We start from the raw sequence: 12,282 nt of genomic DNA on the forward strand, positions 1-12,282 counted from the left end.
ATGAACACAACCTCCCGTTCCCCCGAGCCGGCCAAGCCGGTGGCCGAGCTGTGCGCCGTCACCAAGACGTTCAGGACCGCCGGCAACCACGAGCTCAAGGTGCTCGACAACATCGACCTGGCCGTCCACGAAGGCGAGTTCCTGGCGCTGCTGGGGCAGTCCGGTTCAGGCAAGTCGACCATCCTGCGCTGCCTCACCGGCCTGATCGCGCCGACCTCGGGCCGCGCGCTGGCCGGCGGCAGATCGCTCGACGGCGTGAATCCCGATGCCTCGGTCGTCTTCCAGACCTTCGCGCTCTACCCGTGGCTGACCGTGGAGCAGAACGTTGCGGTGGGCCTCATGTCGAAAAAGATCGGCCGCACCGAGCGCGACGCCGCGGTCAACCGCGCGATCGAACTGATCGGCCTGGGCAACTACCACGCGGCCTTCCCCCGCGAGCTGTCGGGCGGCATGCGCCAGCGGGTGGGCATTGCGCGGGCGCTGGTGTCCCGGCCCAGGCTGCTGTGCCTGGACGAGGCCTTCAGCGCGCTGGACGTGCTGACCGCGGAAAACCTGCGCCAGGAGCTGATCAGCCTGTGGCGCGGCCCGAACGGCGATCTCAGCTCGGTCTTCATGGTCACGCACAACATCGAAGAGGCCGTGGAGATGGCCACGCGCATCGTGGTCGTGTTCCCCCGGCCGGGGCGCGTCGGGCTCGTGCTGGAGAACAAGCTGCCGTACCCGCGGGACACCAAGCACCCTGAATTCCAGCGGCTGGTCAGCGTGATCCACGAGTCCATCACCACGATGACGCTGCCCGACCTGCCGCCCGAGGCGAGCGAGAAGGGCCAGCCGATCTCGCGCGCCCGCACGCGCATGGAGTCCATTCCGCTGGTGCCGGTGGGCCAGATCCTCGGGTTGATGAGCATCCTCAGCGACTCGCCGGACCTGTCCAACATCTACGACATCTCGGACGAGATCGGCAAGGAGTTCGGCGAGACGATCGCGATCCTCAAGGCGGCCGAGATCCTCGACCTCATCGACACGCCCCGCCAGGAAGTGCGTTTCACGGAACTGGGCCGCAAGTTCGTGGCCGCGGACCGCCTCGGCAAGCGCGCGATCTTCGAGGAGCAGGTCTTCAAGCTGCGGCTCTTCCACATCATCATCGCGCTGCTCAAGGAGTACGAGGAAGTCGAGGCCGAGCGCGTGATCAAGGACATCGGCAGCGCCTTGCCTTACGACAATCCCGAGAAGACCTTCGAGACCATGATCGCCTGGGGCCGCTACGCGGGCCTGATGGACTACAACGCGAAGACCGGCATGGTGTTCGTCCCGCAGAACGATGATTCGAGCGACGACGCCCACCTGCACGGCGTGAACTGAACGGCCCTCTATTCGTCCGGCCTCACAGGTCGAACCGCAGCTCGGCCGTGTAGGTGCGCTGCGGATACGGGTGGAAGTTCCAGTACTGGTAGTTGTTGGCGTTGTCGATGCCGAAGGCGGCCGACCACTGCTTGTCGATCTGGTAGCGCACGCGGAAGTCGACCGTGAAGTACTTGCTCGCGCCGAAGTAGGCGAAGGCGTTCACGTCGCTGTTGTCCAGGTTGGAGTACTGCCGGCCGCTGTAGCGCGCCGCGGCCGTGAACGACCAGCGCGCATCGGGCTTGTACGTGGCGTAGACGGTCGAGCGCCAGCGCGGCACGCGCGGCTGCCACTTGCCCACGGCGGCCGGAAACGCGGCGTCCGCCACCGTCTTCGAGTCGGCATAGGTCAGGCTGCCGCCCAGGTCGAGGCCCTTGATGAGCACGTTCTGCCCGGTGTAGGCGATCTCCACGCCGGTGGTGCGCACCTTGTCGATGTTCTGCACGCGCGAGACGGTGGCGTTGGGAATCAGCTGGCTGTACAGCGCGTTCTTCGTGGTCTCGTGGAACAGCGTGGCGCGCAGCAGGCCATTGCCCAGGTCCTTCTCGGCCGACAGTTCGCCGGTCCATGACTTCTCGGGCTTCAGCGTGGGGTCGTTGATGAAGGAGAGCGCGCCGCCCGAGGTGGCGCCGTAGAGCTCGCCGACGGTGGGGTAGCGCACGGCGCGGCCCACGGAGGCCTTGAGCACCGTGTCCTTGGTCAACTGGTAGGCCAGCGCGGCCTTGGGCGACACGTCGGATTCGCTGCGCGAGGCGTACGACTGCGCAGTGGCCGCCGTGGCCGTGAAGCCGTCCTTGGCCTCCCAGTGCTCGTAGCGCAGGCCCAGCACGGCCTTCCATTTCGGCGCGAACGACCAGGCGTCCTGCGCCCAGGCGCTGTAGGTTTCCGTGCGGCCACCCACGTTGCTCACGGGCGTGAACGCCGCGCCGTCCTGCCAGTTGCCCAGCACATTGGTCTTCACGATGCCGAGCTTGTACGCATCGCGCCCCACGCCGAAGTCGACGATGTGCGCGCCGCCTGCGCCCTGCGGGCGCCAGGAGCCCTTGGCCGCCAGGGTGTTCCACCCGGTGCCGCCCTGGTCCTGTAGCGTGCCCGCGCCGCCGTAGGCCGCCAGCGGCAGCGCGGTGGTGGGCGCGCGCTGCGTGTCCTTCGAATAGTCGTAGAGGCTCGCGGCCAGCTCCCAGTCGAACACGCCCTGGGTGTTGCTCTTGACCGAGAGGCCGTGCATGTAGTGCGTGGCGCTGTCCGCGGTGAGGGGGAAGGCGGTGGGGGCCAGGTTGAAGCTGCGCCCGTTGATGTTCACCGGGCCGCTGTACACAGGCTGGCCCTGCGCATTCGTGAGGTAGCTGGCGGACTGCCCGTTCGCGGTGTTCTGCCACCAGCCGAGCGTGTAGGTGGCGCGCACCGTGGGCGAGAAGTCGTAGGCCAGCTTGAGCTTGGCGTGGTCCTGCAGCGTGTGGTACTGCGTGCCCGTGCCCAGGATGTACCAGGGCGTGTTGGTGGTGTTGAGGCCGCCCAGCGCGCCGTACACCGGCGTGCCCGCGCGCCCGGGCGTGCCGGAGGCGAGGGTGGCGGTGGTGAAGGTCAGCGGCTGGCCTTCGCTGTCGGTGCGGTTGATGTCGATCCACCAGGACCAGTCGCCGCTCCTGCTGCCCAGCGACGCACTGGTCTGCCAGCTGTTGAAGGTCTGGCGGGTGCTGTAGAGGTTGTTGGGCTGCGACGAGTAGCCGACCTTCACGTGCGCCTCCAGCTGCGTCGGCATGCGGGTGACGTAGTCGACCACCGCGCCGGCCGAGTTGCCGGGGTAGGCCGCCGAGAAGGGGCCGTACATCACGTCGACGCGCTCGATCTCCTCGGGCGTGACCAGGCCCCAGCGCGGCGCGAAGTTGGTGCCGTTGGCGATGCCGTTGCCCAGGTAGTTCGACAGCAGGATGCCGTCGGCGTAGACCGCCGAGCGCGCGCTGTTGCCCGTGCCCGAGGCGCGGGTGGACAGGATGGCGTGGTTGTAGTCGCCGATGTAGCGCTTGCGCACCAGCAGGCTCGGCAGGTACTTGAGCGCGTCCTCGCTGTCGGTGGCGTTGATGCGGGTCTCGATCTCCTCACGCGTGACGCCCTCGATGGTGGTGGGAATCTGCGTGGGCAGCGAGGTCGGCTGGCCGCCGGTGACGGTGACGACGCCGAGCGACTTGGTGCGCTCGGGCGTGTTGTCCGCGGCGGCTTCGGCGGCTTCGGAGGTCGTGGCGCCTTGCGCGAAGGCGGGCACCGCCAGCCAGGGGAATGCCGCGCCGAGCGCGAGCGACAAAAGGGTCTTGTTCATGGAAAGCTCTCTTTCGGCGCCATGAAGGCGCCGACTCATTGCAGGGAAATGCGTTGCAGCGAGCGACGACTGCGCAAGGCCAAGGCCATGGACAGCGTCACGTGCGACGGAACCGAAAACGAGTCAGGAGAGCGAAGGAGGCCCGCGCGCGGGCAAGGGCGCGGCGGTGGCTGCGGCAATGCGCGCGGCCGGGATCGACTGCACGGCATGGCCCAGCGGCAGAATGCGGGGGAGGTCGATGGGCTGCGCCGCGGGCGGAGGCGCACCGGTCAGCATGCACATCGGGCAGTCCAGATGGCTGGCGCCGAGTTCGCGCGCGCCGTCGTCGGTCTGCACGATCACCTTGATGGCGCCGGCCGCCGAACACACGAGCTGCATCGACTGTGGCTGGACCATCGGCGACGCGATCGCCACCCCCAGCGACAGCACGAACCACGCCAGCACGAAGCGGACGAGTTGGCGGGCATGGCGCAGGGCGGGCATGGGGCGATTATGTGCGCACTGCCCCTGGTCCGCGCCACCGGCTCTCACCGGTATGATCCCCCCGCCTCGCCATGCAGCTTCGTCCTCTCCATCTCCAACGCCTCCTTCGGCTTCTGTTGCTGGCCGTGTTCTTCAACGCGGCCATCGGCATGCCGTTGCACGAAGCCGGGCATCTGCGCCAGGCAATGGCAGGTGTGGAGCAGGAAGCCGCGCTCGAAGCCCGCGCGGATGCCGAGTCTCTCGGGCACACCGAAGAAGCTCACGGCCTGTGCGAGTGGTGCCTTGCCCATGTGCACCACGCCACTGCGCCCGCTCAGCGGCTGGCCGCGCTCGAAGTGGCGTTTGCCTTGGCACTTCCACGTGCGCCGCCCGCGCTGGCCTTCGTGCCCGATCCGGGCCGCTGGCCCTTCGCCTCGCGCGATCCTCCGTACGCATCGACCTGACATTCCGCCGCACCGCCCCAGCGGGGCTGTGACGCGTTCATTTCTTTATCTTGCTGCCGGGCCCGTCGAAGGCGCGGCGGCACTGTCTCGTCGAGTGCCACTCATGATCGTCATTCTTTGCGAACGCGCGCGCAAACGCGTTCCCCTGTTCCGCCGCCTTCCTCTTGCGCTGTCCGTCTCGGCGCTGTTTGCCGGACCGGCCATCGCCCAGTCTTCCGATGCCCCTGTCGAGGGCCAGCTGAAACCCATCGAAGTGGTCGGCCGCGGCGAGTCGGGCACATACCAGGCCGAAGAAGCCGCCGGGGCCAAGACGGACCTGCCGCTGCGCGAGCTGCCGCAATCGGTGCGCATCGTCACGCGCCAGGCCATCGACGACCTGGGTGCCACCAAGCTCGATGACGTGCTGGACTACGTCGGCGGCGTCTCGCGCCAGAACAACTACGGCGGCCTCTGGGACAACATCGCCATCCGCGGTCTGCCCGGCAACGAGAGCACCGGGATGGCGACGCTGCTCAACGGCTTTTCCGCGAACCGGGGGTTCAACGCGCCGCGCGATCTGGCGGGTGTGGAGCGCGTCGAGTTCCTCAAAGGTACCGCGGCTGCGCTTTACGGCAGCAGCGAACCCGGCGGCACGCTGAACATCGTGTCCAAGCGTCCGTTGTGGACGGCCGCGAATTCGGTCGAGGCCTACGCCGGGAGCCACGGCCTCAGGCGTGGCGCCTTCGACAGCACCGGCCCGATCGGCAAGAACTTCGCCTACCGGCTCAACGTGGCGGTGGAAGACCGCGACAGCTTCCGCGACTTCGTCGGCGCCAAACGCGAAGTCGTCGCGCCAGCCTTCACCTGGAAGCTCGGACGCGACACGGTGCTGGAGTACGCGGGCGAATACCTGCGGCATGCCACGCCGCTGGACCGCGGCGTGGTGGCGGTCGACAACCGCCTGGGCGCCATTCCACGCAGCCGCTTCCTCGGCGAACCGGCCGATGGCGACATGACCGTCAAGAACCAGACGCACCAGTTCATCCTGTCCCATGAATGGAACTCGACGTGGCGCAGCCGGGTGGGCCTGTCGTACCGCGAGACTTCGCTCGAGGGCTTCTCCACCGAGCCGACTGCGCTGCTGGCCAACGGCAACCTCGCACGTCAGCGCCGCTACCGCGACTACAGCTCGAACGACATCGCACTGCAGGCCGAACTTCAGGGCAACGTGAAGACCGGCGCCATCGAGCACGAGCTCCTGTTCGGCGTGGAGAGCTTCCGCTTCGACATGGACTCCCTGATGCTGCGCGCGAACCCGAGCACTGCCCGGCCTTACGCGATCAACATCTACAACCCCGTCTACGGCCAGTTCCAGCCGGTGCCCACGGCCAACACCGACACGCTGGAACACCAGAACAACAACGCGTTCTATGTGCAGGACGCGATCAAGCTTTCGCCGGAATGGCGGCTCGTCGCGTGCGTGCGCGACGACAACTACCGCCAGTCGCTGCTCAATCGCAGAAACGGCACCACGGCCAGCCAGGGACCTTCGTCGACCTCGCCGCGCATCGGTGTGAGCTGGCTGCCGACGCCGCAGTGGACTTTGTACGCCAACGCGGGCCGTTCGTTCAGGCCGAACACAGGCTCCGATTTCGCCTCGAACGGCTTTGTGCCCGAGACGGGCCGCGCACTGGAGCTCGGCACCAAGTGGGAGAGTGCGGACCAGCGCATGGGCGCCACCGCGGCGCTCTTCGACATCCGCAAGCGCAACGTGCTGACCTCCGATCCGGTGAACACCGGCTATTCGGTGGCGGCGGGAGAAATCCGCAGCCGGGGCCTGGAGTTCGACTTCTCGGGCCAGGTCACGAGGAACTGGCGCGTCAATGCCAGCCTGGTACTCAACGACGTGGAGATCACGAAGGACAACACGCTGGAAGTCGGCGGCCGGCTGCTCAATGTCCCGCGGGTCAACGGCAGCGTGCTCGCGGTCTACGAGGACGGCTTCTCCAACGGCCAACGCTATGGCATCGGCGGCGGCTTCACCCACATGGGCAAGCGGCTGGGCCAGGCTCGCACGCAGGCTGAGGCGAATGCGGGAACGCCCGCGTTCGACCTGCCGGCCTACACCACCGCCAAGCTGGTTGCGTACTGGCGCCTCAACCCCACGCTGCGCCTGACGCTCGATGTCGACAACCTGTTCGACAGGACCTACTACGCCAGTTCGTACAGCCGCGTCTGGGTCACGCCAGGCATATCGCGCACCATCACCGTCGGCCTGCAGGCCAAGTTCTGAGATGACACAGCCATTCGTTTTGACGCGCCGCCGGGCGCTCCAGCTAGGTGCGGTCGGCCCGGCCGTCGCCGCATCGACCGCGTTGCAGGCACAACCGGCCCGAGCGCCGCTGCAGATCGTCGGTCCCTGGGAAATAGGCGGTCTTGCGCCCGCCAGCAGCGGTTACGTCTTCACCCGCATGCAGATCACCGAGACGCTGATGGAGGCCGGCGACGACGGCACCCCGCTGCCGGGCCTGGCCGAGCGCTGGCGCGTGTCGGCCGACGGCCTGGTGTGGCATTTCACACTGCGTTCCGCGGCGCGCTTTCACGACGGCACGCCGGTCACGGCGGCCGCGGTCGTGCGCTGCCTGCAGGCGGCGCGCGTGGCGCCGGCGCTGCTGAGCCTGGCGCCGATCAGATCCCTCGAGGCCGATGGCTCCAGCGTCGTCGTGGTCAGGCTCGCATCGCCTCATGGCGGATTGCCTGCGCTGCTGGCACACAGCAGCACGATGGTGCTCGCGCCCGCGAGCTATGGCTCCGGCGGCGAGGTCAAGGCCGTCCTCGGCAGCGGCCCCTACCGCGTGGTGTCGCTCGCACCCCCGCAGCAAGTGGAGGCGGCCGTGTTCGAAGGCTATGACGGCGCGAGGCCTGCGGTGGAGCGCGTGCGCTACCTGACGGTCGGTCGCTCCGAAACCCGCGCGCTGATGGCCGAGGGTGGGCAGGCCGACCTCGCCTATGGCCTCGACCCGGCCAGCCTCGTGCGCCTGCGCAAGCGCGGCCGGGTGCGCGTCGATACGGTCACGCTGCCGCGCACCGCGATCCTCAAGGTCAACGCGGGCCTCCCGGCGTTGACGGATCGACGCGTGCGTCAGGCGCTGAGCCTGTGCATCGATCGGGCCGGCATTGCGAAGGCATTGCTGCGCGACCCGGAGCTCTCGGCAACGCAGCTCTTTCCGCCCACGCTCAAGGCGTGGCACGACCCCACGCTGCCGCCGCTGATTCATGACCCGGGCTCCGCCGCGAGACTTCTGGCCGAGGCCGGCTGGCGCCGGGCGGCCGACGGACTGCGCGACGCTTCGGGCCGGCCGTTGCAACTGTCGCTGCGAACCTTTCCCGACCGACCCGAGCTTCCTGTCATCGCTTCGGCGCTGCAGGAGCAGTGGCGCCAGGCTGGCATCGCGGTCCAGGTCAATGTCGGCAATTCGGGCGACATTCCGCTGGGCCACCGCGACGGCAGCCTGCAATTGGGCCTGGCCGCGCGCAACTACTGCACCGTGCCCGACCCGACAGGGACGCTGCTGCAGGATTTCACCGCCGCTGGCGGTGACTGGGGCGCGATGGGCTGGCGCAGCGATGCGCTGGTCCAGGCGCTGTCCGAGCTGTCGCGCGGCACGTCGTCGGCAGAGCGCGCGGCCGCGCTGCGTGCTCGGGTCACGGCGGTGCTCCAAGCCGAGTTGCCGGTGATCCCCGTCACCTGGTATCGCCAGCAGGTCGCGGTCAGCGGGCGTGTCACCGGCGTCAGCCTCGATCCGCTGGAGCGTTCCTATCGGCTCAGCGCGATGAGGTGGAGCGCATGAGCGGGAAACGCACAGCCTGGACGGGCATCCTGCTGCGCCGTGCCATCCAGATCGTCGCGCTGGGTCTGCTGGTGGGCACGGTGTGCTTCTTCATGGCACGTTCGCTGCCGGGCGACATGGCCACCCGCATCGCGGCGGGACGCTACGGCTACGACCTCGTGAGCAACGCGGCGGCCGATGCCGTGCGCATCGAGCTCGGGCTCGACCGGCCCTTGTGGCTCGCGCTGCTGCAGTGGTGGGGAGAAATCGCACGCCTCGATCTCGGCACTTCGCTGGTCACCGGCAATTCGGTCTGGAGTGAAGTGGTGCATCAACTGGGCGCCACCATCGACCTGGCGGTCGCTTCCTTGGCCGTCGCGGTCGTCGTCGGCTTGCCGCTGGGCACCTGGTCCGGACTGCATGCGGGCGGCTGGATCGACCGGCTCACGCTGGCGCTGGCGGTGGTGCTGCGCGCGGTGCCGCCCTTCCTGCTCGCCGTGTTGCTGATGGTGCTGGTCGCGGTGCGGCTCGGGGCGTTGCCGGTGGCGGGCGACCACCACGTGGGCAGCGTGCTCCTGCCGGCGCTCACGTTGGGCCTGGGCCTGGCCGCGGGGCTTGCGCGCGTGACCCGGGCCGCGATGCGCGAGGCGGCCGCTTCTCCATCCTTCGAGTTCGCCCGCACCAAGGGGCTGTCGGACCGGCAGGCGCTGGTGCGCCACGGCCTGCGCCAGGCCGCGGCGCCGGTGGTGGCCTATCTCGGTGTGCACGCGGTGTTCCTGGTCGAAGGCGCCGTCGTGGTCGAGACCTTGTTCGCTTGGCCCGGGATCGGTCATGCACTGGTGCATGCGGTGTTCGGTCGCGACGTGCCGATGATCCAGGGGGCTGCGCTGTGCATGGGCCTGCTGTTCGTGGTGTTCAACCTGCTGGTGGATGCGGGTTGCCTCGCGCTTGATCCGCGCCGGCGCAGGGGGGAGGCGGCATGAACGGCAGTCTGCTCGACGCATCCGCGCTCACCGGGCGGAGGTCGCGGCGCGCGGCGACGCGCCGTCGCACGGGCCTCTGCATCCTCGCATCGGTGGCGGTGTTTTCGCTGTTCGGGCCGGCCGTGATCGGCATCGACCCGGCCCGCCAGACGCTCGCCGACACGCTGCTGCCGCCGGGCGCGGCCCACTGGCTGGGCACCGACGTGCTGGGCCGCAGCGCGCTTGCGCGCCTGGCACACGCAGCCCGGCTCTCGCTCGGTCTCGCATTGCTGGCCGCAGTGACCGCGGCCATTCCCGGCGTGCTGCTGGGCGTCGTTGCCAGTTGGCGCGGCGGGCGCATCGAACGCGGGCTGGTCATGCTGGCCGATGCGGTGCTCTCGGTGCCAGGCCTGCTGCTGGTGCTGCTGTTCGCCGCACTGGCGCCGGGACGCTACTGGGCGCTCTACATCGGCCTCTCGCTGTCGCTGTGGGTCGAGTACTTTCGCGTCGCTCGCGCGGCGAGCCGGCCGGTGCTCGCGGGTGATGCGGTGCAGGCTTCGCGCCTGTTGGGCTTCGGGCCGGGCTATGTCCTGCGCAGGCATCTGCTGCCGGCACTCGCACCGGTGTTGGGCACCTTGCTGGCCTTCAGCGCCGCGCAGGCCGTGCTGGCGCTGGCCGCGTTGGGCTTCATCGGCGTGGGGCTGCAGCCACCGACGCCTGAACTGGGACTGATGATGATTGAATTCCTTCCCCACTACGAGGAAGCGCCATGGCTCATCGCGGCGCCGGTGGCGCTGTTGATGCTGCTGGTGCTCGGGATGATGCTGCTCGTTTCGGAGGGGGAACCGGCATGACCACTTCTTCCGTCCTGCTCGCTGTCGAGAATCTTGGTGTGCACGCCGGCGCCAGGCCGCTGCTGCGCGACGTGTCCTTCAGCCTGCGCCCCGGCGAAGTGCTCACGCTGCTCGGTGAAAGCGGTGCCGGCAAATCGCTGCTGGCTCAGGCCGTAATGGGGAACCTTCCCGCGGCGTTGCGCGCTGGAGGCAGGGTCTCGCTGGACGGCGTCGAAAGTCGTGCCGAGGAGGCCAGGGCGCGTCGGTCGCTTTGGGGACGCACGCTCGCATTGCTGCCACAGGAGCCCGCTCTGGCGCTGGATCCGCTGATGCGCATCGCGCCCCAGTTGTCCGAAACGCACGAACTGGTTCGTGGCGCCGCCTTCGAGGAGGCCGAGGCGGCGGCCGCGAGAGACCTCGATGCCGCGGGTCTGGCCGCCTCGGCGCGGCGCTATGCGTGGGAGTTGTCCGGCGGCATGGCGCAGCGCGCCGCCGCAACCGTCGCCTGTGCAGGCGGCGCACGCGTACTCCTGGCGGACGAACCCACCAAGGGTCTGGATGCGCATTGGCGCGACCATACTGTGGCGATGCTTCAGTCGGTGCAGCGCGGCGGCGGCTGCGTCGTGGTCATCACGCATGACCTGCGCGTTGCGCGGGCGCTGGGCGGACAGCTGATCGTGCTGCGCGCGGGCGAAGTGGTCGAACAGGGCGACGCCCAAACTGTCCTCGCGAGCCCGCGGCATGCGTACACGCGGCGGCTCGTTGCGGCCGAGCCGGCCCATTGGCCACGGAGGGCGACGGTCGCGACAGGTGCACCGGTGCTGAGCGCGCAAGGCCTGTCGAAGGGCTTTGGCGGCAAGCCGCTGTTCGACGGGCTCGATCTGCAGATCCATGCCGGCGACCGCTTCGTGTTGCAGGGCCCCAGCGGCACGGGAAAGAGCACGCTGGGCAATGTGCTGCTGGGCCTGCTGCCGGCCGATCGGGGCGTGGTGCGGCGTGCCGAAGGCCTGTCCTCGACCGCCTTCCAGAAGCTCTACCAGGACCCGGTCGGGTCTTTCGCGCCCAGCGTCAGCCTGGAGAGTTCGCTGCGGGATGTGGCCGCGCGCCATCGCTGCGCCTGGCCGGGTGTGCTGCAGCAGCTCGAACGGCTGGGCGTACCCGCGGATTTGCTGGGGCGTCGGCCCGCGGAGGTGTCCGGCGGCGAACTGCAGCGCGTCGCGCTTGCACGCGTACTCACGGTGCGGCCCGCCCTGGTGTTTGCCGATGAACCGACCTCACGGCTGGATCCTTTGTCGCAGCAGGAGGCCATGGACGTGCTCCTCGATGCGCTGGACGAGCGCGGCGCCGCGTTGATGCTGGTGACGCACGACGAAGACATTGCGGATGCCGTGGGAACGACCCGTTGGAGATTCATGCAGACCTGAGTCCCTGGCCGAAAAAAAGCGACGAGTCGACCCGTCCCGGCTCATGTGGAGCAGGCCGCCGTCACTTCACGATCACGACGGGCTGCTTTGCGTTCGCGAGCACGCGCTGCGCCACGGAGCCAAGCAGCAGATCCGCCAGCGCGCCACGGCCCTTCGAGCCCAGCACGATCATGTCGAAACTGCCTGTGTTCGCGCAGTCGATGATCTCCTGGGCCACGTGGCCGGTGCGGATCTCCATGTCGTAGCCGATGCCGTCGTCCTTCAGCAGCTTGCGGGCAGGCCTGAGTTCCTTTTCGCTGAGTTCGCGCAGATAGTCCGCGACTTCCGCCTTCCCGACGAAAGCCCTGGCATGGCGCAGGCCGGTGTCGTCATGCACGCTGACCAGCGTGATCTTGTTCGAACTGGTGCGCAGCAGGTGCGCAAGCTTGGCCGCGTATTTCACCGCGCGAAGCGAGTTCTTGGAGCCGTCGACCGCGACGAGTAGCTTCATGGTTTGAGTTCGATTGATTGACGGGCCCACACAGCCTATCGCGTGCACGGCCTCTCGCGCAGCCGCGATCCGTGCGGCGTTTGACACAGATCAAGCGAATGCGAAACCGATGCGCCGGCG

At 68.6% G+C, this 12,282-nt stretch carries 10 protein-coding genes; 7 read left to right on the forward strand and 3 right to left on the reverse strand.

Annotated features, from left to right (window positions below; translation table 11 throughout):
- The gene (locus WIX39_RS27120) at positions 1 to 1,362 is read left to right on the forward strand and encodes an ABC transporter ATP-binding protein (RefSeq protein ID WP_409196376.1); all 1,362 of its coding nucleotides are present in this window, start codon (positions 1 to 3) and stop codon (positions 1,360 to 1,362) included.
- 22 nt (positions 1,363 to 1,384) lie between these two features.
- On the opposite strand, the gene WIX39_RS27125 is transcribed toward WIX39_RS27120, so the two are convergent.
- Both WIX39_RS27125 and WIX39_RS27130 read right to left on the reverse strand, forming a co-directional pair.
- Positions 1,385 to 3,718: a TonB-dependent receptor gene (locus WIX39_RS27125; protein ID WP_409196377.1), complete on the reverse strand. Its 2,334-nt coding sequence runs from the start codon at positions 3,716 to 3,718 to the stop codon at positions 1,385 to 1,387.
- A gap of 123 nt (positions 3,719 to 3,841) precedes the next feature.
- Positions 3,842 to 4,201: a DUF2946 family protein gene (locus WIX39_RS27130; protein ID WP_106937936.1), complete on the reverse strand. Its 360-nt coding sequence runs from the start codon at positions 4,199 to 4,201 to the stop codon at positions 3,842 to 3,844.
- A 71-nt stretch (positions 4,202 to 4,272) separates the two neighbouring features.
- Here WIX39_RS27130 and WIX39_RS27135 point away from each other — a divergent pair, with 71 nt between their 5' ends.
- The 6 genes from WIX39_RS27135 to WIX39_RS27160 all read left to right on the forward strand — a co-directional run bounded on the left by WIX39_RS27135 (position 4,273) and on the right by WIX39_RS27160 (position 11,672).
- On the forward strand, positions 4,273 to 4,644 hold the full coding sequence (locus tag WIX39_RS27135) for a DUF2946 family protein (protein WP_409196378.1): 372 nt from the start codon (positions 4,273 to 4,275) through the stop codon (positions 4,642 to 4,644).
- A 103-nt stretch (positions 4,645 to 4,747) separates the two neighbouring features.
- The gene (locus tag WIX39_RS27140) at positions 4,748 to 6,916 is read left to right on the forward strand and encodes a TonB-dependent siderophore receptor (RefSeq protein ID WP_409196379.1); all 2,169 of its coding nucleotides are present in this window, start codon (positions 4,748 to 4,750) and stop codon (positions 6,914 to 6,916) included.
- A 1-nt stretch (position 6,917) separates the two neighbouring features.
- The gene (locus WIX39_RS27145) at positions 6,918 to 8,474 is read left to right on the forward strand and encodes an ABC transporter substrate-binding protein (protein ID WP_409196380.1); all 1,557 of its coding nucleotides are present in this window, start codon (positions 6,918 to 6,920) and stop codon (positions 8,472 to 8,474) included.
- Positions 8,471 to 9,436, forward strand: a complete 966-nt coding sequence (locus WIX39_RS27150) for an ABC transporter permease (protein ID WP_409196381.1) — start codon at positions 8,471 to 8,473, stop codon at positions 9,434 to 9,436. Before WIX39_RS27145 ends, WIX39_RS27150 begins: the two co-directional genes overlap by 4 nt.
- Positions 9,433 to 10,269 (forward strand): ABC transporter permease, encoded by an 837-nt coding sequence (locus WIX39_RS27155; RefSeq protein WP_409196382.1) that lies wholly within the window; start codon positions 9,433 to 9,435, stop codon positions 10,267 to 10,269. Before WIX39_RS27150 ends, WIX39_RS27155 begins: the two co-directional genes overlap by 4 nt.
- Positions 10,266 to 11,672 (forward strand): ABC transporter ATP-binding protein, encoded by a 1,407-nt coding sequence (locus WIX39_RS27160; protein ID WP_409196383.1) that lies wholly within the window; start codon positions 10,266 to 10,268, stop codon positions 11,670 to 11,672. Before WIX39_RS27155 ends, WIX39_RS27160 begins: the two co-directional genes overlap by 4 nt.
- 61 nt (positions 11,673 to 11,733) lie before the next feature.
- Here WIX39_RS27160 and WIX39_RS27165 read toward each other — a convergent pair whose 3' ends face one another.
- A complete protein-coding gene (locus WIX39_RS27165; protein WP_409196384.1) occupies positions 11,734 to 12,162 on the reverse strand; it encodes a universal stress protein in 429 nt (142 codons plus the stop codon).
- Positions 12,163 to 12,282: the final 120 nt, after the last annotated feature.

This window comes from Variovorax sp. AB1(2024) (assembly GCF_037482385.2).
Taxonomy (GTDB): Bacteria; Pseudomonadota; Gammaproteobacteria; order Burkholderiales; family Burkholderiaceae_C; genus Variovorax.

Excerpts from the sequence above, each read along its gene's own strand:
- WIX39_RS27135 (WP_409196378.1), top strand. The coding sequence starts at position 4,273 with ATGCAGCTTCGTCCTCTCCATCTCCAACGCCTCCTTCGGCTTCTGTTG.
- WIX39_RS27160 (WP_409196383.1), top strand. The coding sequence starts at position 10,266 with ATGACCACTTCTTCCGTCCTGCTCGCTGTCGAGAATCTTGGTGTGCAC.
- WIX39_RS27125 (WP_409196377.1), bottom strand. The coding sequence starts at position 3,718 with ATGAACAAGACCCTTTTGTCGCTCGCGCTCGGCGCGGCATTCCCCTGG.
- WIX39_RS27120 (WP_409196376.1), top strand. The coding sequence starts at position 1 with ATGAACACAACCTCCCGTTCCCCCGAGCCGGCCAAGCCGGTGGCCGAG.
- WIX39_RS27165 (WP_409196384.1), bottom strand. The coding sequence starts at position 12,162 with ATGAAGCTACTCGTCGCGGTCGACGGCTCCAAGAACTCGCTTCGCGCG.
- WIX39_RS27140 (WP_409196379.1), top strand. The coding sequence starts at position 4,748 with ATGATCGTCATTCTTTGCGAACGCGCGCGCAAACGCGTTCCCCTGTTC.
- WIX39_RS27145 (WP_409196380.1), top strand. The coding sequence starts at position 6,918 with ATGACACAGCCATTCGTTTTGACGCGCCGCCGGGCGCTCCAGCTAGGT.
- WIX39_RS27150 (WP_409196381.1), top strand. The coding sequence starts at position 8,471 with ATGAGCGGGAAACGCACAGCCTGGACGGGCATCCTGCTGCGCCGTGCC.
- WIX39_RS27155 (WP_409196382.1), top strand. The coding sequence starts at position 9,433 with ATGAACGGCAGTCTGCTCGACGCATCCGCGCTCACCGGGCGGAGGTCG.
- WIX39_RS27130 (WP_106937936.1), bottom strand. The coding sequence starts at position 4,201 with ATGCCCGCCCTGCGCCATGCCCGCCAACTCGTCCGCTTCGTGCTGGCG.